Below are 25,370 nucleotides of genomic sequence, written 5' to 3' on the forward strand. Positions count from 1 at the left end.
TAAGAACTAAAATATAGAACGATCATGAAGAAACTATATTATGTAATTGCAGTATTTTTCTTTTCATCATGTGGAGATGGCATTGATTTGCCATCCCCCGGAGTGGAAACTGACTTGTATAAATTGACAGTGAAAGAAAATAAGGAAGCACTGATGCAGGTTCCGCTGAAAGCCATAAGTGAACCTATGATTCATTGTGGTGCTTTGCACACACCCGAAGATTTCGAGTATGTTAAAGCACGTTTGAGTAGAGATCCTTGGAAAAGCGGATATGGGATATTGGTTGATAACTATCATTCCCGTTTGGATTATGTCGCTAACCCGCAGGCTGATATCCGGCGCGGAGAGTCGGGAAATGAGAATTATATGGTAGCGGCTAATGATGTAGCTGCCGCTTATCAGATGGGACTTCGTTATCATTTAGGTGATGGAAATGCTTATGCTGACCACGCTATTGAAATATTGGATGGCTGGGCGGTAACTTGCAAGGTCGTTGCAGGTAATTCTAACTTGGCATTGGCAGCCGGTCTCTATGGATATGAATTTGCTGTTGCAGGAGAATTGCTTCGTGATTATTGGAAAGAGAAAGATGAAAGTGGTTTTGCCAGATATCAGCAATGGATGCTTGATGTCTTTTATGTGGCTAACCATGATTTTCTGGTTAATCATTTTGGTACTGTTCCGGGACACTATTGGGCGAACTGGGGACTTTGTAACCTTGCATCGATGATTGGCATTGGGATTCTAACCGATCGTCGCGATATTTATAATGAAGCGATTGAACATTTACAAATAGGAGATACTAATGGAAGATTAACCTATGCTATTAATCATGTATTTACGGGAGATTATGCTAATCTGGCTCAATGGCAGGAAAGTGGGCGTGACATGGGGCATACCTTGCTGTGTCAGGGGCTAATGGGAACTATCTGCCAATTAACCTGGAATCAAGGGGATGATTTTTTTGGATATGATGATAATCGTTATTTGAAGGGGTGTGAATATAACGGACGTTATTTGGTAGCTAGTATGGATGTCCCTTTTGAAGCTTATGCTCGTACTTGGAACAATGCTTGGGGACCGACCACAGACAAAATATTGACTATTGCTGACCGTAATGGTAGTAATGGTTCCGGTCCTATCTGGGCATTAGCTTATTATCATTATTCCAAGATAAAAGGATTGGATGCGGAAAAATGCCAATATTCCAAAATGGGGATGGAGTTGAGTTTCCCCGAGCAAGGCGGGCTGGGTTCCACTAGTGGTGGTTATGACAATTTAGGCTTTGGTACATTAATGTATTCAAGAGAGTAAAAAGAGAAGGAATAGTCTCAAGAATAATGAAACTATTCCTTTCCATTTATTGAAAATCTTAGAATGTTTGTGGTATGCTAAGAAAATACTTATTTTTGTTGATTCTTGTGTTGGTAGGGAATATTGCATTTTCCCAGAGTAAATTAGTTACCTGGGATGCTCCCTTGGGAACGGTTTTGAATAAAGATTTCACAGTCAAAGTGCGCCAACCGGGGGGAGAATGGAAAGTTTTATCTACCTATTTGATAAAAGTCGATGAAGTGAGAGAAACGAAACATCATATAGAAGATGCTTCAATGGTAACTTTTGATTTTATGGGAACAGTTGAAGTTGCTGTCACTTATAATAAGGGAAAAGTGAATACTGCGAAAGTGCGGCCCCTCTCATATGATATTCCGTTTCAGATAGTAGATAATACGGTGATATTCTCATTAGATTGTCCTCGGAATTTGTCTGTGGAGGTGAATGGAGATATCTTCCATAATCTGCATCTGTTTGCGAATAAGCCGGAAGAGAATGTACCGGATAAGAACGATCCTGATGTTATTTATTATGGACCGGGTATTCATGAGGTGGATAATGGAGAATTGAAAGTACCATCAGGAAAAACCGTTTATCTTGCCGGTGGAGCTGTACTAATGGGACGCGTGTTAATAGAAAATGTGAACGATGTGAAATTGATAGGAAGAGGGATTATTGACCATTCAATTAAGAAAGGCATTTGGATTGCAAATTCTCAAAACGTTTATGTAGAGGGGATTGTAACTACGCAATGTGGAACAGGAGGTTCAAATAATGTAACTATCCGTAATGTCAAAAGTATAAGCTATTACGGATGGGGGGATGGTATGAATGTGCTTGCCAGTAATAATGTTTTGTTTGATGGCGTTTTCTGTCGTAATTCGGATGATTGTACCACCGTTTATGGAACTCGCTTAGGCTTCGAAGGAGGATGCAGCAACATAACAATGCGGAATTCTACATTGTGGGCAGATGTGGCTCATCCAATCTTTATAGGAATTCATGGAAACTCCAATAAACCGGAGGTATTGGAAAATCTGAACTATATAAATATAGATATTTTAGATCATCAGGAAAAACAACTCGATTATCAAGGATGCATGGCTATTAATGCCGGGGATAATAATCTGATACGTAAAGTCCGTTTTGAAAATATCCGGGTGGAGGATTTCAGGCATGGACAGCTTATTAATCTACGGATCTTTTATAATGAAAAGTATTGCAGCGCTCCCGGACGAGGTATTGAGGATGTATTATTTAAGAATATCTCTTATTCGGGAAAGAATGCTGAACTTTCTGTAATTGAAGGATACAATGAAGAACGGCAAGTTAAGAATGTTCGTTTTGAGAATTTGCGAATTAATGATCGGCTAATTTATGATGAGATGTCTGATAAGCCTGCATGGTATAAAACATCAGACATGGCTCGCATCTATGTAGGAGCTCATACAGAGGGAATTGTCTTTTTGGATAGTAGTTCTGCAATGGCTGATGGTCATTAATATTATATAGAATAATAGCCTCTTTATAGTTGGTTTATAAACTAGAATGAAAATATATATCATGAAAAAACTCTTATACTTTATTTTATTGGCATTTATAGTGATACGAATAGATGCGCAGGAATATCCGAAAGTTATTTTATCAGGTGATTATCCTGATCCTACCATTATGCGGGATGGAAAGGACTATTATATGACCCATTCACCTTTTTATTATAAACCGGGATTCCTTATATGGCATTCTGTTGACTTGATGAATTGGGAACCGGTTTCCCGGGTAATGCCGGAGTATACAGGTACGGCAATGGCACCTGATTTAATTAAGTATAAAGGTAGATATTATATTTATTATCCCACAGATGAAACTAATTGGGTGATCTGGGCAGATGATATAAAAGGACCATGGAGCAAGCCGATCGATTTAAAAGTAAGCGGAATTGATCCGGGACATATTGCTGATGAGAATGGTAACCGTTATTTGTATGTGAATGAGGGTGAAGTTATTCGTCTGTCTGATGATGGGCTGTCTACTGTCGGAGAGAAGAAAAAGGTTTATGACGGTTGGGTATATCCAAAGAGCTGGAATACTGAATGTATGTGTCTTGAATCCCCAAAACTGAATTATAGAAATGGATATTACTATATGACTTCTGCTCAAGGCGGAACGGCGGGACCTGCTACAAGTCATATGGTCGTTGCTGCTCGCTCAAAGAATATAATGGGACCCTGGGAGAATTCTCCTTATAATCCCATTGTCCATACCTATAGTGAAAAGGATAACTGGTGGTCGAAAGGGCATGGCACATTGATTGATGATGTGAATGGTAACTGGTGGATTGTGTACCATGGATATGCAAAAGGATACCATACGTTGGGACGTCAGACTCTGATTGAACCTGTAGAATGGACTTCTGACGGTTGGTATCGTACTAAATCTACGGCTATTCCGATATCTCTTTCCCCAATAATATCACATGGGATGCAATTATCGGATGATTTTCGTGGCCCGTCGTTGGGACTTCAATGGACTTTCTGGAAAGAATATGCTCCGAAATCCCTCACTTTCGATCAGAATACTCTTTGGTTGAAAGGTAAGGGAAGTACACCTGCTAATGGTCGTTTATTGTTAACTATGGTGGAGGATAAGAATTATGAAACACAGGTAGAAGTGAACATTGGAAAGGGAAATACAGCCGGACTGGTTTTATTCTATAATGAGAAAGCCTATGTAGGCGTTGTTTCTGATGGCAAAAAGTTTACAGTTTATCGCAACGCAGAACAGAAAATAGAGTTCCCGAATGAGATTGGAACACGTTTTATCGCTAAAATTCGTAATCAGGGCAATAAAGTTTGTATACTGGTGAGCCGGGATAGCAGAGAATGGACTACACTTGCGGAAAATGTGGATGTTTCTCAAATGCATCATAACAACTATCAGGGATTCTTTGCTTTACGGATAGGTTTATTGTCAACAGGTAAGGGAAGTGTCGGATTTAAGCAATTCCGTTATAAGAACGCTATTCCACAAGAAGAGGATATGAGTGCTTACTTGATGGTTTTTCATCGGGACGAAACACATGGACTTTACATGGCTATTAGCCGTGATGGATATACATTTACGGCTTTGAACGATGCAGAACCGGTCATAGCCGGTGATACAATTGCTTATCAAAGAGGTATCCGTGACCCGCATATTTATCGTGGTCCGGATGGAGCATTTTATCTGGCGATGACAGACTTGCATGTTTTTGCTAAAAGAGATGGTTATCGGGAGACAGAGTGGGAACGTGACCGTAACATGTATGGTTGGGGGAATAACTATGGTTTAGTCTTGATGAAATCCTGGGATTTAATGAATTGGAAACGTGCGAATATCCGTTTTGACAAACTAACGGCAGGATTGAGTGAGATAGGCTGTGCCTGGGCTCCGGAAGTGACTTATGATGACAAGAAAGGTAAGTTGATGATTTATTATACAATGCGTTTCAGGAACGAACCCAACAAACTATACTATGTATATGTGAATGATGATTTTGATACCATTGAAAGCCTGCCGGAGATTTTATTTGAATATCCTAATGAACGTGTATCGGCTATTGACGGAGACATTACGAAAGTGGGAGATAAGTATCATTTATTTTATGTTGCTCATGACGGGCCGGCCGGAATCAAACAAGCAGTTTCCGATCGCGTAAATGGAGGATATGAGTATGATCCCCGTTGGTACGATTTTGAACCAAAAGCTTGTGAGGCCCCCACTGTATGGAAACGTATCGGTGAAGATAAATGGGTGTTGATGTACGATGTATATAGTGTGACTCCTCATAATTTCGGCTTTATTGAGACTTCGGATTTTGTGAACTTTGAGAATTTGGGACGTTTCAATGAAGGAGTGATGAAAACTACCAATTATACTGCCCCTAAACACGGTGCTGTGATTCATCTGACTGCGGATGAGGCTAATAAACTTGAAGAATATTGGCTGAAGAATAAAAGAAAGTATGTTTCGACTGCGTCTATACAGAAGAATCCGGTGATTCCCGGTTACTATGCAGACCCGGAAGTCATGTATTCTGAAAAGACAAAGAAATATTATATTTATCCGACTTGTGATGGAATTCCTGCCTGGGGAAGTACATTGTTTAAGGCATTCTCGTCGGATGATTTGGTGAATTGGAAAGAAGAGGGCGTTATATTGGACTTGAAAAATGTATCCTGGGCAAAGAAAAATGCGTGGGCTCCTAGCATCATAGAGAAGAAACAGGCTGACGGGAGCTATAAGTATTACTATTACTTCACTGCTGAAAGACAAATAGGAGTAGCGGTTTCCGACAGTCCGACCGGACCTTTTATCGACTCCGGTAAACCTTTAATTGGACAGGGATTGCCCGGGGGAATGACTAGAGGGCAGAATATCGACCCGGATGTATTTACCGATCCGGTCAGTGGTAAGACATATCTGTATTGGGGAAATTATTATATGGCTGTATGTGAATTGAATGATGATATGGTATCGATAAGACCGAATACGACTCGTATTCTGATTAATAATGATACTCATTATAGTGAAGCTGCCCATATCTTTTACAGAGATGGTTACTATTATTTCACATGGTCCAAAAATGACACGAGAAGTACAGACTATGAAGTGCGTTACGTACGGTCCAAATCCCCTGTGGGTCCGATTAATCCTGCTGATAGCCAAATTGTTATTTGTAAGAAACCGGATCAGGGAATTTATGCCACCGGTCATCATTCAGTGGTGCAAGTACCCGGTAAGGATGAATGGTATATCGTATATCACCGTTTTAAATTTCCGGATGCGGTGACTATGGGAAAGAATGCGGGGTATCACCGTGAAGTTTGCATTGATAAACTGGAATTTAATGAAAATGGAACGATAAAAGAAATAGTTCCGAGTTTATGATTTTAATTATGAAGATTGGGATGAATATACATAAGATAATAGGAATGATAAGCTTGCTGGCTTGTGTTCAGACATTGTATGCTAGTACTGATAAAACACAAAACCAACCGGATTCGGTTTATATTTTTCCATATCCTACGTTGAATGACGCAGGTCGGAGAGGAATGCAGTTTGTGTGGAGTTCGGATGGGGAAAAATGGCAGAATATAGCAGATGGGCAGGTTTTTGTGAAATGTGACTTTGGTCCTTGGAAGAGAATGTATAAGCCCTATTTAACACAGAGCCGGGTAGATGGGAGTTGGCATTGCTATTGGGACTTGACTCCTGATGGAGAAGCAATGGCTTACGTATCCTCTCCTGATTTGATGAGATGGAAACCGCAACATTTTTTCATGACATCGGAAAAAGGGCAATATGCAGTAGCTGATTGTAATAAACCGATAAGGAAAACTGTCAGGATAGGAGGTAAACAAGTAGATGGTTGGGCCTTGAAAGTTGCGTATGAACAGATTGTCGCAATGAATCGTTATGGGGATCATCGGGCATATAGACAGGCATTAAGGGAAGAACGTACTGTGGATGATAAAAAGCGTTTTGCCGGATTGAAGCCGGTAACAGCCCATATCAAGGTAGAAAGAGAGCTGACGAAACCTATTAGTGAGCATCTGATAGGAGTGTTTTTTGAAGACTTGAATTATGCAGCAGACGGTGGCCTTTATGCGGAACTGATTCAGAATCGTGATTTCGAATATTCTTCCAAAGATGGGAATAAGGATAAAAATTGGAATAGTACCTATGCGTGGAGCATACAGGGGGATGGAACAACATTCACTATTGGCACTGATCAGCCGGTTCATGTAAATAATCCGCATTATGCTATATTGGATGTTCACGCACCGGGAGCTGCCTTTATGAATGCCGGTTTTGGTGGTATTATTGCTAAGAAAGGAGAAAAATATGATTTCTCCATGTTTTCAAAAGTATTAGGTGGAGGAAAAGGAGGAAAAACCCTTGTTCAGTTGGTAACTAAAGAGGGAAAAGAGATTGCAAGAACAGTCATGAAGCTTTCTTCCAAGGATTGGAAAAAGCAGAGTATTACATTGACAGCAACCGAAGATGCTGATAGTACGATATTAGTTCTTTCTCCTCAAACAGTAGGGTGTTATGCTTTGGATATGATTTCTTTGTTTCCACAAAAAACATTTAAGGGGCATAAGAATGGGCTTCGTGCAGATTTGGCACAAGCAATAGCAGATATCCATCCTCGTTTTGTTCGTTTTCCGGGTGGTTGTCTGGCGCATGGTGACGGAGTGGATAATATTTATAACTGGAAAGAAACAATCGGACCGTTGGAAGCTCGCAAACCGGCACCTAATATTTGGCGATATCATCAGACACGTGGTTTGGGATATTTTGAATATTTCCAATTTTGTGAAGATATAAATGCAGAGCCGCTTCCTGTGGTGGCGGCTGGTGTACCATGTCAGAACTCTGGAATAAATGGACCTAGTCATCATTCTACAAATATCATAACTGCCAACGGACAACAAGGGGGCATTCCAATGAAAGAAATGGGACAGTATATTCAGGATGTACTGGATTTGATAGAATATGCTAATGGCGATGCAAAGAAAACTGTATGGGGTAAAGAACGTGCGAAAGCAGGACATCCGGCACCTTTTAACCTGAAATATTTGGGAGTAGGCAATGAGGATATGATAAGCGATGTTTTTAAAGAACGCTTCACAATGATTTGTAATGCAGTAAAAGAAAAGTACCCGGATATTATTGTGATAGGAACCACCGGTCCGTTTAGTGAGGGGACTGATTATGAAGAAGGTTGGGCATTTGCTGATGAATTGGGAATCCCCATGGTTGATGAACATAATTACAATACACCGGGTTGGTTTATTCATAATCAAAACTATTATGATCATTATGACCGTAATAAATCAAAAGTTTATTTAGGAGAATATGCAGCGCATTTGCCGGGACGTCCGAGTAATATTGAGACAGCTTTGGCAGCAGCTTTATTCCTTACTTCTGTAGAACGAAACGGGGATGTGGTAGCTATGACTTCGTATGCGCCTCTTCTAGCCAAAGAAGGATGTATTCAATGGAATCCTGATTTGATTTATTTCAATAACAAGGAAGTAAAACCAACCGTAGATTATTACGTACAGCAGATGTATGGACAGAATGCCGGTAATGAATATATTTCTGCTGAAGTTTTATTGGATAATAATCAGATATCCGTAAAAAAACGTATTGGGACATCAGTTGTACGTGATGGAAAAACTGGAGATTTAATTGTGAAACTGGTAAATATGCTTCCTGTTTGTGTAAATGCACATTTGGAGATTCCTTCATTGAAAGGTATAAACGCTATTGTAACTAAAACACTGCTAATGGGAAATCCTGTTGATGTAGATGTTGTTCCTGTATCGGAAACAATAGGCATAAGTGATAAGTTTCCTTATGAATTACCTGCATATTCATTCACTGTACTTAGAATCCAAGCATCTAAGTAGACAATAAAATAATAAGGGGTTGAATAGGTTTCTATATTTCAGTTCCCCCTAAGATAACGATTGCTTCCCCGTAGACAAACCAGAGTTCCTCCATAGGGGAAACAACAGTTTGTTTACGGGGAAGCAATCGTTACATTCTCACGGGAAATGATTAAAATCTCATCTGACGTTCTTTCTCATCATCCACCACAGCCATCATTCCTTCTACTTGTGCAAGAGCCAGCATACGTCCGTGGAAAGAATATCCCGGGTTGTAGCCTTTATCTTCATCTCCGAGCATCATTCGTCCGTGGTCTACACGCATCGGTAATCCCGGATTCTCATTTTCGAAGATACGGATAAGGTCAATCAGATGCCCTCTTCCCGTGAGATGGGAACTTTCAATAAAGTTTCCACCTTCCATAGCAGCCGTGCTACGCAGATGTACGAAGTGAGTTCTTTTTGCAAATTTCTTAGCCAACTCACGTGTATCGTTATGCTCGCCTGCACTCAAAGAACCTGCACAGAAAGTCAATCCGTTATGAGGATTATTTACGGCATTTAAGAACCATTCAATATCACTTTCATTGGTAACGATACGCGGTAAACCTAATATCTGGAATGGAGGGTCATCCGGATGTACGCACATATTGACACCGTATTCTTCGCATACGGGCATGATGGCAGATAAGAAGTAGCGCATATTCTCACGCAATGTATCTCGGTCTATATCTTTGTACATAGAGAGTAACCGCTTGAAGATGGCTACCGGATTTTTATCTCCTTCCTTGATATTACCGTTGACAAAACCTTGTGTCTTGACAATGATTGTATCAATCAGGGCATCTTTCTCTTCTTCTGTGATAACCTTGTCCAACTCGGCTACTTTTCGAAGTTCTTCTTCGGTATAATCCTTTTCAACTCCTTCACGTTCCAGGATTCGGATATCGAAATAAGCAAAACGGATACGGTCGTAATACAGGGAGCTGGTACCGTCCGGCCAGGGGTGTTGCAAGTCTGTACGTATCCAGTCGATAACGGGCATGAAGTTGTAACACACTGTCTTTATGCCGCATTTACCCAAATTGGCAAGGCTTACTTTATAGTTCTCAATCAACTGTTCACGTTCCGTTCCTGCATATTTGATTGTTTCGCATACAGGAAGACTTTCCACTACCGACCACCGCAAGCCATAAGATTCGATGTATGATTTCAAATCGTTAATAGCTTCTACTGTCCATATTTCACCGTTCGGTACATCATGTAGGGCAGTGACAATTCCTTCCACTCCTATCTGTCGGAGCATCGGCAAGGTTATCTTATCCTTTTTGCCGAACCATCTCCATGTTTTTTCCATCATAGTCTTTTTCTTCTCTTTATAAAACAGGCTATTATTTATTGCTTAAACTCCGCTGAATGCACTGAAACCACCGTCGATGGGCAGCATTGCTCCGGTTACGAAGCTAGCGGCTTCACTACACAGGAAATGCACTGCACCATTCAACTCTTTAATGTCGCCGAAACGTTTCATCGGAGTTTTAGCCAATACTTTCTTGCTTCTGTCTGTCAGTGAACCATCCGGGTTGATGAGTACCCGACGGTTTTGGTCGCCGATAAAGAAGCCCGGTGCAATGGCGTTTACACGGATACCATCACCATATTTAAGTGCCATTTCGCTGGCCAGCCATTGAGTGAAATTGGCTACGGCAGTTTTTGCAGCCGAATATCCCGGTACACGGGTGATAGCACTGTATGCTGCCATTGAGGATACATTGATGATACATCCTTTGCCTTGTTTTGCCATTACTTTACCGAATATCATAGACGGATATACGGTTCCGTTCATATTCAGATTAGTTACTTTCTCCCAGCAGGAGATATCCATATCATAGAAATGCTGTTCCGGTTCAAGAGTCGCTCCCGGCATATTGCCACCGGCAATATTCAGCAGAATATCAATCTGTCCCCATTTAGATACGATTTCTTCGGCTACTTTTTCCAGACTGGAGATGTCAAGGACATTACCAATGATACCGATTACGTCTTCACCATATTGCTTGAGTTCAGCCACACGGTTGTCCAGTTGCTCCTGACGAATGTCAATAGCTACTACTTTCGCTCCCTGCTGTACAAAGTGTTGGGCAATATTTCCACCCAGTACACCACCTGCTCCGGTAATAACAGCAACTTTACCGGCAATACTAAATAATTCGTTCATGGTTCTATCAAATGTTTTTATGAATGATGCAAAAATAGCGGGTTTTTACACATGCTATGATGCGTATTTTTGCAAGATATTTACTTATCTTTGCAAAAGTAGTTTAGAAAGGAGATTTATGAAGAAGATAATGAATGAGAAGTTGACTATTACGACTTCCAATCCAGTCCGTGCCCGCTTTTATGAATATCCGCGTTTCACGTATCCGTGGCATTTTCATAGTGAGTATGAAATTATCTATGTGGAGAAGGGAGAAGGGGATTGCCTGATAGGTGACAGCATTATCTCTTATTCAAAAGGTGATTTGATTCTTTTCGGTTCCGAACTTCCTCATAGTATGCAGAGTCCGCCGGATAGCGGGAGAGAATCAGATAACGGAGAAGAATCCGAACTGAAAGTAAAAGGAGTGAATATTCAGTTTGAGAAAGACTTTATGCATTATTCCATCTCTCAATACTCGCAGTTTATTCCTATCAGGAATCTGTTGGAAGATGCTTGCAGAGGAATTAAATTCACTGTTACCCACTCAGGGAAAATCATTAAGCTATTAAAACAGATTCCTTCTGCCAAAGGGGCGGAGCAAATCATCCTGTTGCTTTCACTTCTACAAATGATGGCTACCAACAATCACAGGAAATATCTGACTACTTCCCATTATACTCCGTCCCCTTCCATTATGCGTAATGAAAGGATGGAAAAAGTGATTGCCTATCTGAACAAGCATTATACCAAGTCTATCGGCCTGGATGAAATAGCTTCTTACACAGCGATGAATCCCACCGCTTTCTGCCGGTATTTTAAAGAAAACACAGGGAAGACATTCAAAGAGTATGTACTTGATATGCGTATCGGATATGCTTGTAAACTATTGAATAGTAGTATGATGAATATATCGCAAATCAGTGCAACTTGCGGATTTGAATCACCCGTACACTTTAATCGTATCTTTAAACGACTAACAGGTATGACACCGACTTTTTATAGAGAGCAGATGGAATAATATCAAAGTTCAGATGATATTCTTTTTATAAATTCTTCAGGAGTTACAATTTCTATTTGTTCATTATCAGTATGAAAGTCTTTTTTATTCAGGGTTATTAGATATTCACATTGTTCGGCTATAGCATTTTGATATTGGTAACTATCTTCTATGTCTGTAAAATTAGTATCCCATATACCTTTGCTTAATTCTTCATTGGAAATGTCGCAGATATCCGACATTAATAATATATTGTTAAGTATATTGCGTAGTTTATCCAAACGTTCATCTTTGGATAAAGAATCTGTTTTCTTTAAATATGCTTCTACAAGATATGTAATTGTATAAAAAGAACCTTGGGAAATGTAGCAGTCAATAACTCCGGTTTTAAATAGATTGTATATGCGGACAATTTCAGTGGAATGTGAACGGTTGGTTATGGACTCCATTAATATGTTAGTATCTAAAAAGACTCTCATTCTAAGTTGTATTTTTCTTTTAAAATATTATCTCTCATCTCTTCCCACGGCATTTCAGAATCAATACTTCCTATTAAGGACTGGCTGTCGAACAATTCTCTTCTTTTCTTTCTGGAAAGGTTAATCTGTCCCTCTTGTTCTTTTTGAAACTGCATATACTGCTTTAGCACATCAACATTTTCTTCTTCTCTGATGGACTTTATAATCTTGCGTCTTATATTTTTAATATACGACTGGGAATAATATTCACCTATAGGCTCTTCTACTTTCATATCTTGTTCTGTTTACAATATAAACAAAGATACTATTAAATAATGGAACTGAAAATAATATTTTATTTTTTATCGTATATTTGATGTTGAGTATAATTTCTTTCTCGTTCGTATGTAATAGGAAAGATGAATAAACATGAACGTAAATAGAATGAAGAAAAGAATTTTGCTTTTGTTGCTGGTGATACCGGCATTGGTGAAAGCGCAAGATGTGATGACAGAAACCCGTCAGGAACTGATATCTCCCGACGGAGCTTATCGCTTTACCTTCTATCAGCGTGCGGTGGGAGAGGATAATGCACAAATGTATTATACCTTAACTTATAAGAACCGTCCGGTGATTGAAGAAAGTAAATTGGGAGTTCTGATTGAGAATCAGTTGTTTGAGTCGGCGTTGGGTGTTCCGAATGATACTTGTCTTTTTTGGTGCGAGAATCTGAAGTTGACAGGGACTGAACAACGAAAAGCGGATGAGACATGGAAGCCTGTATATGGCGAACGTGCGGAGGTGCGTGACTGTTACAATGAGATGACTTTGAAATTCAAGAAGGGAGAAGGGGATGGCAACCGAGACGGTGGCTATGATAAGCGTAAGAACTACTTTATGAACATTATCGTTCGTGCCTATAATGAAGGAGTTGCTTTCCGCTATCATTTCCCGGAAACGACAAACGGGCTTTTCTTGCATATCGTCGGTGAACAGACCAGCTTCACAATGCCTGAAGGAACGATGGCTTATTACGAGCGTTGGGCACAAGGACCTTGCGTACTTCGTCCGTTGGAAGGATGGGGAAAAGAGGAAAGTGAACGTCCTCTGACTTTGAAACTGCCTGATGGATTGTCCGTAGCCCTGCTCGAAGCGGAGATGGTGGATTATGTTCGTGGTAAATTCCGTTTATCGGCTGAGAAGCCTTCCACTTTGGAGACAAGTCTGTATAGCAGCGTCGATATTATTTCTCCTTACAGCACTCCGTGGCGTGTAATCATGGTCGGAGAACGTCCGGTCGATTTGATTAATAACAATGATATTGTCTTGAATCTCAATCCGGCTTGCAAACTGGCTGATACTTCCTGGATTAAACCGGGAAAAGTATTCCGTTCGGGCGACTTGAAACAGGATAGAGTGAAAGCAGCCATTGACTTTGCGGCAGAACGTGGTATTCAGTATGTGCACATGGATGCAGGCTGGTACGGGCCGGAAATGAAGATGAGTTCGGATGCCACTACTGTTTCTCCGGATAAAGACCTCGATATACCCGCTTTGTGTAAATATGCCGAATCGAAAGGAATCGGACTGATGGTGTATGTCAATCAGCGTGCGTTGGTGCAGCAGTTGGATACTTTATTGCCTTTGTATAAGAAATGGGGATTGAAAGGTATTAAGTTCGGTTTTGTACAGATAGGTAATCAGCGTTGGAGTACTTGGTTGCATGATGCAGTCCGTAAATGTGGAGAATATGGTCTGATGGTAGATATTCATGACGAATATCGTCCGACAGGCTTCAGCCGTACTTATCCTAACCTGATGACGCAGGAAGGTATTCGTGGAAATGAAGAAATGCCGGATGCGACACACAATACAACTCTTCCTTTCACCCGTTACTTGGCAGGTGCAGGAGATTATACGCTTTGCTATTTCAATAACCGGGTGAAGAATACGAAAGCACATCAGTTGGCGATGGCAGCAGTGTATTACAGTCCTTTGCAATTTATGTTCTGGTATGACAGACCGGAATTTTATAAAGGAGAAGAAGAACTGGAATTTTGGAAAGCTATTCCGAGCGTATGGGATGACAGCCGTGCATTGGATGGAGAAATTGGTGAATATATCGTTCAGGCTCGTCGTTCGGAAAATGACTGGTTTGTGGGAGCAATGACGAATACGGAAGCCCGTACTGTTACCTTGACTACGGATTTCCTGGAACCGGGGAAGAAGTATATGCTTCATCTGTACGAAGATGACGACAAGCTGAATACACGGACGAAGGTGCGCAGTACTCATAAGAAGATAAAAGCAGGAGATAAGCTTGTCTTGAAGCTGAAAGCGAGTGGAGGAGCCGCATTACATTTCACTCCATTGGAAAAATAAATATGATAAATAATAAAGAAGGAAATAACATACTGCAAGAATTAGTTGCATGACACCCGGGTCTCATACATACCGACACCCGGATGTCAGGCATACCAACACCCGGGTGTCAGCATGCTTGAGACCCGGGTGTCATACAACTTGTTTATATAGCACAAATATTTCTTGAATACATATCGTTTCATTCATTTTTGGTACCATAATTAATCAACCACTTCACCATCTCCGGGTCATTGTGAGAGAAGAAAAGGGTTTTAGCTGTATCAAGCGCAGCGATAGCCGCCATAGCATCCGGTGTTAGAGAAAAATCGAATACATTGAAATTCTCAACCATACGTACTTTATGAGTTGATTTGGGAATCACGATAATATCGCGTTGAATCAGATAACGAAGAGCAACTTGTGCCACTGATTTACCATATTCTTTACCGATTTCCTGGAGAGTCGGGTTGGTAAAGAAATCGTTCCGGCCTTCGGCAAACGGGCCCCATGACATAATTTTAGTACCATATTCCTTCATTACTTCCTGTAACTTTATCTGTTGGTTGAAAACGTGTGTCTCCACCTGATTGACAGCAGGAGTGATTTCACAGAATTCCGCCAGGTCTACAAAGCGGTCAGGATAGAAGTTGCTGACACCGATTGCACGAAGTTTACCGGCCTTGTATGCTTCTTCCATAGCCCGGTAAGTTCCGTAATAATCACCGAATGGCTGATGAATGAGCAGCAAGTCGATATAATCACTCTTCAATTTGCGCAGCGACTCATCAATAGAAGCTTTAGCCTTTTCGTAACCGGCATTTGAAATCCATACTTTTGTAGTGATGAACAGCTCCTCACGCGGCACACCGCATTTGCTGATTGCATTTCCTACACCTTCCTCATTATGATAGGCTTGTGCCGTATCAATAGAGCGATAGCCTACACTGATTGCATCTGACACGCAACGTTCACACTCTTCAGGCGTAACCTGATAAACACCATAACCCAAAATAGGCATTTCAATGCCATTGTTCAATTTTACTTTTTCCATAATCAAGTATATTAAAATAAAAGCGTATTCTAATGTTTTTATTATCTTTATTTCCTCTATGCAAAGTTAGCCTGTAAATAGTAATCTGTCTTTATATAGATTACGGGTTTTGCTACCATTTTTACGGATAGCCCTATCTTTGCATTTAATCTCTCATATATATAGTCGTTTTTTGAGTGTTTTGTTCTCCATATTCGTAGTATATGGAGTTAAATCAATTAAAAGAAGCATTATGAATAAATATTTTCTTGTTGTTTTGTTATCCCTGTTCATGCAGGCTACCCGGGTTGCAGCAGCCCCCTGGCAATGGTCAGTAGAAATAAAAGAGCTGATTTCGGAAGAAACAAACGCTCACCCTTCCGCCTTTCTATGGATACCGGAAAACTGCAAACAAGTCCGTGCCGTCATCATCGGACAACATAATATGACGGAAGAGACGATTTTCGAACATCCCCAATTCCGGAAGAACATGAGTAAACTGGGAATCGCGGAGATATGGATAACTCCCGGAATAGACCAACGATGGGACGTGACCAAAGGCACTCAGCAAATCTTTGAAACAATAATGAAGAACCTGTCTGAAATAAGCGGATATGCAGAACTCGAATTTGCCCCAGTCATCCCTGTCGGACATTCGGCAATGGCCACCTATCCGTGGAACTTTGCCGCCTGGAACCCCGAACGGACATTGGCTGTACTCTCTATTCACGGTGATTCTCCCAGAACTCATCTGACAGGTTACGGGCGTGCGAATTTGGATTGGGGGACTCGTACAATAGAAGGCATCCCCTCATTAATGGTAATGGGAGAAGACGAATGGTGGGAAGACCGGCTGATAACCTCTTTCGATTATCGTCGTGAATACCCGAATGCCCCTCTTTCGTTCCTTGCAGATGCAGGACACGGACATTTTGATATTTCCGATGAATTGATTGATTATCTTTCCCTCTTTCTGAAAAAGGCAGTACAATATCGGTTGCCGAAACATTCACCATTGGATGCTCCGGTTCAGTTAATCCCGGTAGAAGCAAAGAATGGCTGGCTGGCAGACCGCTGGCGGAAAAATGAAATGCCTACAGCAGAAGCCGCTTCCTATGATAAATATAAAGGAGACAAGAACCATGCGTTTTGGTATTTTGATAAGGAAATGGCAGATACCACAGAAAAATACTATGCCAATGAACGTGGAAAGACAGAACAGTATATCGGCTTTGAGCAAAAAGGAAAACTGATTACTTTCAATCCGAAATCCCATGTGCGTATGTCTCCTTCTTTTCAACCCGAAGCGGATGGAGTCACTTTCCACTTGAAAGCAGTCTACACAGATACGCTAAGGAACGAATATTCAAAAAAACACAGTACACGTCCGATTCGAATGACGAGAATCTGTGGACCGGTGGAAGTTGTGAATGATACGACTTTTACTGTACGTTTCTATCGGATGGGGTTGGATAATCCCAAGCGTACAGGAAGTATCTGCCTGATGGCTTCCGTAAAGCAGGACCATAAATACCGGAGTGCCGTTCAGCAGGTAGAGATTCGTATTCCGCATCGGAATAAGGAAGGGATACCACAGCATATTACTTTCCCGAAACTATCGGATGTAAAAGCTTCTGTGAAAGAAATTACGTTGAAAGGAACTTCAGATTCCGGTCTCCCGGTCGGCTATTATGTAAAGGAAGGTCCGGCAGAAATAAAGGGTGATAAGCTCGTATTGACAAAAATTCCCCCACGTGCAAAGTTTCCGGTGAAGGTTACGGTAGTAGCCTGGCAATATGGACGTAGCGTAGAACCCCAAGTGCAGACTGCCGAAGCAGTAGAGCAGAGTTTCTATATTACTGCCCGTTAGTTTGGTGAAGAGATTGTTCAAGGAATCAGAGTACTAATTCCTTGAACAATCTTTCCAAAGTCTTATCTAAATCAGCAGAAAATCCCGGATGCGGACGGGACACCTGTATGCAGGAACTTTTGACCGCAGTCAGCCAACGGAACCTGTCGGGAATATCCATATTGGCTATGGCTCCTCCCTCTTTATTTCCCATGCATATCTTGTCAAACACCTGTAATCCTTCTCTCAGGCAATTCATATCCAGTTCGGAAGAAAACAGTTTCAGTTTGTTTTCATTTATCATATAGAGGGATTTCAGGTATTTAGCTCGTTTGGAAAACAGTACAATTCCCACGTTGATAAACTCCTCACGTTCTACTTTGGGAACGAAGCGGATAACTGCGTATTCATATAAGTGCCTTTCTTGCATTTTGTGCTTCATTTACAAATGTTTTGGAATGCTTCATCCTTTCTTCTAAGAATTGGATATAAATATCTCTCAAATCCTGTGGCGTTTCTGTGCCTTCCGTCCAGTTCAACCAGTTGTCGGGAACAGCATTGACTATCTCACGTATTTTATCGGAAGTCAATAACTGCCTGAATTCAGCGTCTACCTCTTCCAGTTTATCGGCAAATGGTAGTAGTACATGGTCTTTTACCTGTACAAAAGGAACAAGCGCCTGTTTTTGCCAATTTGTCCAGGAATGGTGGAAATAGAGGGAAGCCCCGTGGTCAATCAACCATAGTTCTTTGTGCCACATCAGCATATTGGTATTTTTGATGGTGCGGTCTATATTAGTCAGCAGGGCATCCAGCCATACTACTTGCGAAGCCGTTTTCCCATCCACTTTATGTACTATCGGGTCAAAAGTCAGTGAACCGGAAAGGAAATGCAATCCCATATTTAGTCCGCGGCTCCATTGCAGTAAATCCTGTATTTCTTCATCCGCTTCCGTTTGCCCGAAGGCTTCATCCAAGTTTAGAAAAACGATTTCGGGAACTCTGAAACCCAGTGCACGAGCTATTTCCCCGCCGATTAATTCGGCAATCAGTGCTTTCGTACCATGTCCTGCTCCTCTGAACTTTACGACATACTTAAATTCATCGTCAGCTTCGGCCAAAGCAGGCAATGAGCCCCCCTCACGCAGAGGAAGAATATATCTTGTTACATTTGCCGTACGTAAATACATGTAGCTCCTTTCTTTAATTTGGGCAATAAAGATAGGGCGTTTCGGATGAATTTTATTAGAAAGTGTGCCTTAAATTAAAGAATTGTAGCTTAATTAAATAATTTTGTAGCTTTGAGTGTTTAAGGCGCTTTGTTCGTATCTTATAGATAAAAGATAGAAATAGTATGAATAAGAAAGTTTTAGTTACGGTATTCTTGTTGGGCTCATGGACAGTATCAGGTATAGTGTCTGCCCAGTCTGTATATCCCGGACAACATCAGGGAAAGTTGAAAAAGGAAACAGTGGCTCCCCTTCAGGCAGAGAGTTTTGATTTGAAAGACGTCCGCTTGTTGCCCAGCCGCTTCCGCGATAATATGCTTCGGGATTCTGCCTGGATGACTTCAATAGATGTCAATCGTCTGCTGCATAGTTTCCGTACCAATGCTGGCGTATTTGCCGGACGTGAAGGCGGATATATGACAGTGAAGAAACTTGGTGGCTGGGAATCTTTGGATTGCGAACTTCGCGGACATACTACCGGACATATGCTTTCGGCACTCGGTTTGATGTACGCATCTACCGGCAGTGAAATCTTCAAACTGAAAGGCGATAGCCTGGTCAATGGACTCGAAGAAGTGCAGAATGTGTTGAAAAGCGGGTATCTGAGCGCCTGGCCCGAAGAACTGATAAACCGGAACATTCAGGGAAAAGGCGTATGGGCTCCCTGGTATACTCTGCATAAACTTTTCTCAGGGTTGATAGACCAATATCTGTATGCGGATAATAAGAAAGCATTAACTATTGTCACCCGAATGGGCGATTGGGCATACAATAAACTGAAACCCCTTAGTGAAGAAACACGCAAACTTATGATTCGCAATGAATTTGGCGGTATCAATGAGTCATTCTACAATTTGTACTCAATCACAGGAGATGAACGTTATCGCTGGCTGGCGGAATATTTCTATCACAATGACGTAATCGACCCATTGAAAGAACTTCGCGATGACTTGGGAACGAAGCATACGAATACATTCATCCCGAAAGTCATAGCTGAAGCCCGCAACTACGAATTAACCCGGAACGAAACAAGCAGGAAACTCTCGGAATTTTTCTGGCACACCATGATTGACCATCATACTTTTGCTCCGGGATGCAGCAGTGATAAAGAACACTACTTTGACCCGAAGAAATTCTCCCAACACTTGACCGGCTATACCGGAGAAACTTGCTGTACCTATAATATGCTGAAACTTAGCCGCCATCTCTTCTGCTGGACGGGCGATTCATCTATTGCGGATTATTATGAAAGGGCCTTGTACAATCACATCTTGGGGCAACAAGACCCCGAAACGGGTATGGTGGCTTATTTCCTGCCTTTGCTTTCCGGCTCTCATAAACTGTATAGCACAAAAGAGAACTCTTTTTGGTGTTGCGTGGGCAGCGGATTTGAGAATCACGCCAAGTTTGGAGAAGCTATCTACTACCATAACAATCAAGGAATATATGTAAATCTCTTTATCTCCTCACAGGTAACTTGGAAAGAAAGGGGATTGACAATCCGCCAGGAAACGGAATTTCCAAAAGAAGAAACAACACGTTTCACTCTTAGCGCAGAGAATCCCGTTCGTACCACTGTTTATCTGCGTTATCCTTCATGGAGCAAAGATGTGAAAGTCCTGGTGAACGGTAAGAAAATATCTTTAAAGCAGAAATCGGGCTCTTATATCGCCATTACCCGTGAATGGAAAGATGGCGACCAAATCTCGGCTACTTATCCAATGCAAATCAAAATGGAGACTACCCCGGATAACCCGAATAAGGCAGCTTTGTTATACGGCCCGCTAGTATTGGCGGGAGAACGGGGTACTGAAGATATGCAGGCACCTGCTCCTTTCTCAAATCCGGCTCTTTACAATGATTATTATACCTATAATTTTCATGTCCCTGCCCATCTGCGCACTTCTTTAAAACTGGATAAGAAACACCCTGAACGTGCCTTGCAACGTGTAGGACGTGATTTAACGTTTACGACAGAACAAGGAGATGTGATTCGTCCGCTATATGATTTGCATCACCAGCGCTATGTCGTATATTGGGATTTACAATCCGAATAGTACCCGCTACAATCAAAATAACGCCTGCTAAAACAGGAAATATTGAAAACAGAAAATAGATAGTAAAACAACGAAATGAAGAATCATTTATTAATTGCCGCTTTTGTAAGTATCTGCTTTTTGTCCGGTTCTTGCAAAATATCATCCGGTCAGGGAAATCAGTATGACTTCTCTTCTTTGGATTCTGTCATTCAAGGATGGGTTGATAAAGGATATTACCCCGGTGCATCCATTTGCGTAGTGAAGAATGATACCGTCATTTTTCAGAAGAACTATCGGGATTATACCCCTGATACGAAGGTATATGTCGCTTCTGCCGGAAAATGGGTGGCGGCTGCCGTCATCGGTGCAGTTGTAGACCGTACAGATTTGGGATGGGATGATTCGGTAGAGAAATGGCTGCCGGAATTTAAAGGCGATGCCAAAGGCAAGATTCTTTTGCGGCAATTATTATCCCATACATCGGGAGTGCGCCCGTATCTTCCCGAACCTCGTGTAGATAACTATAATCATTTGGATTCGGCAGTCATAGAAATTCTCCCTTTGGATACAGTCTTTACCCCCGGCACTCGTTTTGAATATGGTGGACTTGCCATGCAAATTGCCGGAAGGATGGCGGAAGTGGCGATGGGAAAGGAGTTTGAAACTCTTTTCCAGGAACTGCTTGCACAACCTTTGGAAATGAAGAATTCTCATTTTACCCCAATCAACACGGACGGCGGACATGCACCCATGTTAGGGGGCGGACTGTGTACTACCTTGAATGATTATCTTCATTTCCTGTCTATGATTTATCACGATGGAATGTATAATGGCAAGCAGATTATATCAGCAGAAACAATAAAGGAGATGCAGGCCGACCAAGTGAAAGATGCCATCATCCCTTCGCATGACTCGGATAATTATGTAGCGAAAGGACTAGGACAATCCCACAATGGAATCTACGGATTGGGAGAATGGCGTGACCTGATAGATAAAAAGACAGGTGAAGCCTATCAGATTAGTTCACCGGGATGGGCTGGTGCTTATCCATGGATAAATAAACATGATAAAGTTTACGGATTCTTCATCTCCCATGTAACAGGTTCTTCCGCAAAAGAAGACGGTTTCTCTTCTTTCTTCGGCAGCCCTGTCATTTCACGGACTGTTTCAGAAATACTGAAAGGTAATTCATTGGTTATTAAGCAAGGACGTATTAACGTCGGAAACGGCTCTCTATACTATGAAGAAGCCGGGCAGGGTGAACCGGTAATCTTTGTTCACGGCCATTCGCTCGACCATCGTATGTGGGATGAGCAATTTTCGGTATTTGCGAAAAAGTATCATGTCATTCGCTATGATTTGAGAGGGTATGGCATCTCTTCTTCCCAAACGGAAGATTATCAATTTATGCACGCTGAAGACCTGGTTACTTTGATGGACTCTTTGAACATTCATGAAGCACATATTGTCGGACTTTCTTTAGGTGGATTTATCACCGCTGATATGTTAGCGTATTTCCCTGACCGGATGCTATCGGCTTTTCTAGCTAGTGGAAACATTCGGAAATCAAAAGGCCCCAGTGAACCGATGACTAAGGAAGAAGCAAAGATGCGTGATGAAGAAATAGCTGCTCTGAAAAAGAAAGGAGTGGAGGTGATGAAGAAAGAATGGTTTGAAGGATTAATGAAATCCGGTGGAACTCAACGTGAACGGATGCGTGCACCTTTGTGGCAGATGATTGACGAATGGGATGCATGGCAACCGCTACACAAAGAAGTGCGGGTAGTAGCAGGACTGGATGCCATCGAAAGATTGAAAAAGAGTCACCCTGCCGTACCTGCCTTAATTGTAGAAGGTCATTCTTCTGATAATAAATTCTCAAAAAATCCCCCAATATTAGACTATCTGCCTAATGGAAAGTTGAAAGTCATTGAGGATTGTGGACACATGATGAATATGGAACGCCCGAAGGAATTCAATGCAGCTTTAGAAGAATTTTTAATCAATATTGAACACTAAAATAAAAGAAACAAATATCATGAAACAAATAGTTCTATGTCTAATCGGAATCTTATTTGCATCGTTTGTATCTGCACAAAAGATAAACCACCCTTCGCTTTTGTACACCCCTCAACGTATTCAGCAGGTGAAACAGCGTATGCAAAACGAGAAGAAATTACAGGAAGCCTGGGAAGATATTAAGAAAACCGCCGATGAAGCCTTGCAAAAGAAAGATTTCAATCGGTTGGATTATCTGTCGTTAGCTTATCTGATGACGGATAACAAAGATTATGCTGACGTAATAAAAGAGATTCTTTTGAAAGCAGTGGAAGCCGAGTCTTGGGGAGATATGGAAATGATGGCACGTATTCCTGCCTGGCGTTCGCAACTGGGCATGGCACATAAGAGTTTTCTTTCTGCCATAGGGTATGATGCAGCTTATAACGTAATGTCTTCTTCGGAAAGAAAAAAGATAGCCGAAGGATTGAAACGATTGGCGGTAGAACCTGCATTGGGCGATTGGCTATTGGAACCTACCCGTATCCATTCTTTGAACTCTATGGGACACAACTGGTGGACTTCCTGCGTATGCCAGGGTGGAATTCTTGCATTAAGCCTACAGAATGAACTTCCCGAAGTAAAAGAGTGGGTAGACCAGCTTCATGAATCACTTCCCGAATGGTTTGACTTTGCAGGCGATGCCTTGCAACAGAAAGCAAAGAGCTTTGATGAGGCCGGAGGAATGTATGAAAGTCTGAATTATGCAAACTTTGGCATCCAGGAAGCTCTACTGTTTCGGATAGCTTGGATAAATACGCATCCCGGACAGAATCCCGGCGATATACCCCAATTAGCAAAACTGCCGAACTACTTCTCACAAGTATGCTATCCCCGTACAGGTATGCTGCATAGTTTGAATTTTGGCGACAGCCATAAGAACGTATCAGCAGAATCAAGTATGATGTTACTGTATGCATTAGGACTGAAAGACCCGACTATTCTGTGGTATATAACCCAGATAGAGCAAGGGCAGCATCGCGATGGTTTTTTCCTGAATCGTCCGATGGGCTTTCTTTATACACCTGATTTGAACAAAGCTCCCGTAACTCCCGAATTGAAAACGTCACAACTATTCTCAGATTTCGGTTGGGCTACCATGCGTACTTCATGGGAAAAGGATGCTACGATGCTTGCCGTGAAAAGTGGCCATACCTGGAATCATTCTCATGCGGATGCCAATTCCTTTATTGTTTTCCATAAAGGAGTCGATATAATCAAGGACGGAGGAAACTGCTGGTATCCCAATCCTGCCTATCGCAACTATTTCTTCCAAAGCCAGGCGCATAATGTAGTCCTGTTCAACGGAGAAGGACAACCCCGTGAACAACAGTATAGCGGCTCTACTTTGCGAGGAAATCTTTGTCATCTCCTGGATGCAGGCAATGTGAAATATGTTTTAGCGAATGGAACAGGTCCTGTCTCTAATAATTTCAGCCGTAACTTCCGTCATTTCCTATGGATGGATAATGTGATTTATATGATTGATGACTTGAAGACGCACAAAGTCGGACAGTTCGAATGGCTATGGCATACCAATGGAACTTACAAGAAATCGGGCATTGACGTAAATGTGACAAACGGAAATTCTTCAGTAGTCATCCGCCCTTTATATCCTCGTCTGCTGGCTAAATCAGATTTTGTGCACGACTATCCCGAAGATTTATATTGGGAAGAAATAGAAGCTCCTACGGAAGACTTGAAAGGAACCGAAAAATATTATTCTTTCCATTTACCGGCCGAAGTGAATCGTGTGAAAGGACTGACAGCCATTATCCTGAAAGATACTCCCGATGAAAAAGACCTGCCACAAATGGAAAGGCGTGAAGGGCAGGACTGGATAGGGCTTCGTATCCGTCATAAAGGTAAAATTACCGATTTATATATTAACCAATTGGCAGACGGAAGATTAATGCACAGTAATTCATGGATTATGCCCGACGGTTGGATGACAGATGCTTATATGTTTGCTGTTTCCTATCCGGAAGATACTGAAGCAAAGGATGCTAAGGATTTCTTCATTGCCTACGGAAGTGCATTGAGACGGGACAATGAAACCTACTTCTCATCATTGGCTAAGCTCTTCGTCATTCAGAAAGCAGAAGATAAGAAACTGAATCTTTGGATAGACGGACAGCCGAAGATAAATGCAACTTTTAGAAGTACAAAGAAGCCTGTAACTGTAGAAGTGAATGATAAGAAAATTCCGGTGAGCTATCAGAATTCGCAGGTAAAGGTGAAACTATAAATAAGTATATCCAGGATAAATTCTATCTTTTCAAAAAGAATAAGTTCCTTGTTTTTTGTGCAAACCTATATAAAATCCGAGATATTTTATGTAGGTTTGCATTGTTTCGTTAAATATGAATCCT

The 25,370-nt window shown here is 41.5% G+C and carries 17 protein-coding genes; 10 read left to right on the top strand and 7 right to left on the bottom strand.

The window, feature by feature from the left end:
• The first annotated feature begins 24 nt into the window (after nt 1–24).
• The 4 genes from HC965_RS11505 (at nt 25) to HC965_RS11520 (ending at nt 8,795) form a co-directional block, all read left to right on the top strand.
• Nucleotides 25–1,314 carry an alginate lyase family protein gene (locus HC965_RS11505; RefSeq protein WP_191031584.1) on the top strand — a complete coding sequence of 430 codons (1,290 nt, stop codon included), beginning with the start codon at nt 25–27 and terminating at the stop codon, nt 1,312–1,314.
• A gap of 74 nt (nt 1,315–1,388) precedes the next feature.
• Nucleotides 1,389–2,837 (top strand): glycosyl hydrolase family 28 protein, encoded by a 1,449-nt coding sequence (locus HC965_RS11510; protein ID WP_191031585.1) that lies wholly within the window; start codon nt 1,389–1,391, stop codon nt 2,835–2,837.
• A 61-nt stretch (nt 2,838–2,898) separates the two neighbouring features.
• Nucleotides 2,899–6,264, top strand: coding sequence for a family 43 glycosylhydrolase (locus HC965_RS11515; RefSeq protein ID WP_191031586.1), 3,366 nt, complete (start codon nt 2,899–2,901; stop codon nt 6,262–6,264).
• Nucleotides 6,265–6,308: 44 nt separating this feature from the next.
• Nucleotides 6,309–8,795 (top strand): alpha-L-arabinofuranosidase C-terminal domain-containing protein, encoded by a 2,487-nt coding sequence (locus HC965_RS11520; RefSeq protein ID WP_223854874.1) that lies wholly within the window; start codon nt 6,309–6,311, stop codon nt 8,793–8,795.
• A 151-nt stretch (nt 8,796–8,946) separates the two neighbouring features.
• On the opposite strand, the gene uxuA is transcribed toward HC965_RS11520, so the two are convergent.
• Nucleotides 8,947–10,134 carry a mannonate dehydratase gene (gene uxuA, locus HC965_RS11525; protein ID WP_191031587.1) on the bottom strand — a complete coding sequence of 396 codons (1,188 nt, stop codon included), beginning with the start codon at nt 10,132–10,134 and terminating at the stop codon, nt 8,947–8,949.
• Nucleotides 10,135–10,176: 42 nt separating this feature from the next.
• Entirely contained in the window at nt 10,177–10,992 is an 816-nt protein-coding gene (locus tag HC965_RS11530; protein ID WP_191031588.1) for an SDR family oxidoreductase, read from the bottom strand.
• Nucleotides 10,993–11,110: 118 nt separating this feature from the next.
• On the opposite strand from HC965_RS11530, the gene HC965_RS11535 reads away from it, so the two are divergent.
• A complete protein-coding gene (locus HC965_RS11535) occupies nt 11,111–11,992 on the top strand; it encodes an AraC family transcriptional regulator (protein ID WP_191031589.1) in 882 nt (293 codons plus the stop codon).
• Between the two features lie 2 nt (nt 11,993–11,994).
• Here the strand turns inward: HC965_RS11535 and HC965_RS11540 are convergent, their stop codons facing one another.
• Together HC965_RS11540 and HC965_RS11545 are read right to left on the bottom strand one after the other, a co-directional pair.
• Complete coding sequence (locus tag HC965_RS11540) at nt 11,995–12,450, bottom strand: PIN domain-containing protein (protein WP_191031590.1); 456 nt, start codon at nt 12,448–12,450, stop codon at nt 11,995–11,997.
• Nucleotides 12,447–12,722, bottom strand: a complete 276-nt coding sequence (locus tag HC965_RS11545; protein WP_191031591.1) for a hypothetical protein — start codon at nt 12,720–12,722, stop codon at nt 12,447–12,449. The genes HC965_RS11540 and HC965_RS11545 overlap by 4 nt, the downstream gene beginning before the upstream one ends.
• Before the next feature lie 136 nt (nt 12,723–12,858).
• Here HC965_RS11545 and HC965_RS11550 point away from each other — a divergent pair, with 136 nt between their 5' ends.
• Complete coding sequence (locus HC965_RS11550; RefSeq protein WP_191031592.1) at nt 12,859–14,811, top strand: glycoside hydrolase family 97 protein; 1,953 nt, start codon at nt 12,859–12,861, stop codon at nt 14,809–14,811.
• Nucleotides 14,812–14,992: 181 nt separating this feature from the next.
• On the opposite strand, the gene HC965_RS11555 is transcribed toward HC965_RS11550, so the two are convergent.
• Nucleotides 14,993–15,844, bottom strand: coding sequence for an aldo/keto reductase (locus tag HC965_RS11555; RefSeq protein WP_191031593.1), 852 nt, complete (start codon nt 15,842–15,844; stop codon nt 14,993–14,995).
• A gap of 232 nt (nt 15,845–16,076) precedes the next feature.
• On the opposite strand from HC965_RS11555, the gene HC965_RS11560 reads away from it, so the two are divergent.
• Nucleotides 16,077–17,693 (top strand): alpha/beta fold hydrolase, encoded by a 1,617-nt coding sequence (locus tag HC965_RS11560; protein WP_191031594.1) that lies wholly within the window; start codon nt 16,077–16,079, stop codon nt 17,691–17,693.
• A 25-nt stretch (nt 17,694–17,718) separates the two neighbouring features.
• Here HC965_RS11560 and HC965_RS11565 read toward each other — a convergent pair whose 3' ends face one another.
• Nucleotides 17,719–18,102 (bottom strand): DUF3037 domain-containing protein, encoded by a 384-nt coding sequence (locus HC965_RS11565; protein WP_191031595.1) that lies wholly within the window; start codon nt 18,100–18,102, stop codon nt 17,719–17,721.
• Complete coding sequence (locus HC965_RS11570) at nt 18,080–18,862, bottom strand: HipA family kinase (RefSeq protein WP_191031596.1); 783 nt, start codon at nt 18,860–18,862, stop codon at nt 18,080–18,082. The genes HC965_RS11565 and HC965_RS11570 overlap by 23 nt, the downstream gene beginning before the upstream one ends.
• 164 nt (nt 18,863–19,026) lie before the next feature.
• Here HC965_RS11570 and HC965_RS11575 point away from each other — a divergent pair, with 164 nt between their 5' ends.
• The 3 genes from HC965_RS11575 (at nt 19,027) to HC965_RS11585 (ending at nt 25,246) form a co-directional block, all read left to right on the top strand.
• The gene (locus HC965_RS11575; protein ID WP_191031597.1) at nt 19,027–20,958 is read left to right on the top strand and encodes a glycoside hydrolase family 127 protein; all 1,932 of its coding nucleotides are present in this window, start codon (nt 19,027–19,029) and stop codon (nt 20,956–20,958) included.
• A gap of 75 nt (nt 20,959–21,033) precedes the next feature.
• Complete coding sequence (locus tag HC965_RS11580; RefSeq protein ID WP_191031598.1) at nt 21,034–22,959, top strand: alpha/beta fold hydrolase; 1,926 nt, start codon at nt 21,034–21,036, stop codon at nt 22,957–22,959.
• Between the two features lie 19 nt (nt 22,960–22,978).
• Entirely contained in the window at nt 22,979–25,246 is a 2,268-nt protein-coding gene (locus HC965_RS11585; RefSeq protein ID WP_191031599.1) for a heparinase II/III family protein, read from the top strand.
• The last annotated feature ends 124 nt before the right edge of the window (nt 25,247–25,370 follow it).

Source organism: Bacteroides sp. GM023, from assembly GCF_014750685.1.
Taxonomy (GTDB): Bacteria; Bacteroidota; Bacteroidia; order Bacteroidales; family Bacteroidaceae; genus Bacteroides.

Excerpts from the sequence above, each read along its gene's own strand:
- uxuA (WP_191031587.1), bottom strand. The coding sequence starts at position 10,134 with ATGATGGAAAAAACATGGAGATGGTTCGGCAAAAAGGATAAGATAACC.
- HC965_RS11535 (WP_191031589.1), top strand. The coding sequence starts at position 11,111 with ATGAAGAAGATAATGAATGAGAAGTTGACTATTACGACTTCCAATCCA.
- HC965_RS11505 (WP_191031584.1), top strand. The coding sequence starts at position 25 with ATGAAGAAACTATATTATGTAATTGCAGTATTTTTCTTTTCATCATGT.
- HC965_RS11580 (WP_191031598.1), top strand. The coding sequence starts at position 21,034 with ATGAAGAATCATTTATTAATTGCCGCTTTTGTAAGTATCTGCTTTTTG.
- HC965_RS11520 (WP_223854874.1), top strand. The coding sequence starts at position 6,309 with ATGATAAGCTTGCTGGCTTGTGTTCAGACATTGTATGCTAGTACTGAT.
- HC965_RS11585 (WP_191031599.1), top strand. The coding sequence starts at position 22,979 with ATGAAACAAATAGTTCTATGTCTAATCGGAATCTTATTTGCATCGTTT.
- HC965_RS11575 (WP_191031597.1), top strand. The coding sequence starts at position 19,027 with ATGAATAAGAAAGTTTTAGTTACGGTATTCTTGTTGGGCTCATGGACA.
- HC965_RS11555 (WP_191031593.1), bottom strand. The coding sequence starts at position 15,844 with ATGGAAAAAGTAAAATTGAACAATGGCATTGAAATGCCTATTTTGGGT.
- HC965_RS11510 (WP_191031585.1), top strand. The coding sequence starts at position 1,389 with ATGCTAAGAAAATACTTATTTTTGTTGATTCTTGTGTTGGTAGGGAAT.
- HC965_RS11545 (WP_191031591.1), bottom strand. The coding sequence starts at position 12,722 with ATGAAAGTAGAAGAGCCTATAGGTGAATATTATTCCCAGTCGTATATT.
- HC965_RS11540 (WP_191031590.1), bottom strand. The coding sequence starts at position 12,450 with ATGAGAGTCTTTTTAGATACTAACATATTAATGGAGTCCATAACCAAC.
- HC965_RS11530 (WP_191031588.1), bottom strand. The coding sequence starts at position 10,992 with ATGAACGAATTATTTAGTATTGCCGGTAAAGTTGCTGTTATTACCGGA.
- HC965_RS11570 (WP_191031596.1), bottom strand. The coding sequence starts at position 18,862 with ATGTATTTACGTACGGCAAATGTAACAAGATATATTCTTCCTCTGCGT.
- HC965_RS11550 (WP_191031592.1), top strand. The coding sequence starts at position 12,859 with ATGAACGTAAATAGAATGAAGAAAAGAATTTTGCTTTTGTTGCTGGTG.
- HC965_RS11560 (WP_191031594.1), top strand. The coding sequence starts at position 16,077 with ATGAATAAATATTTTCTTGTTGTTTTGTTATCCCTGTTCATGCAGGCT.
- HC965_RS11515 (WP_191031586.1), top strand. The coding sequence starts at position 2,899 with ATGAAAAAACTCTTATACTTTATTTTATTGGCATTTATAGTGATACGA.
- HC965_RS11565 (WP_191031595.1), bottom strand. The coding sequence starts at position 18,102 with ATGCAAGAAAGGCACTTATATGAATACGCAGTTATCCGCTTCGTTCCC.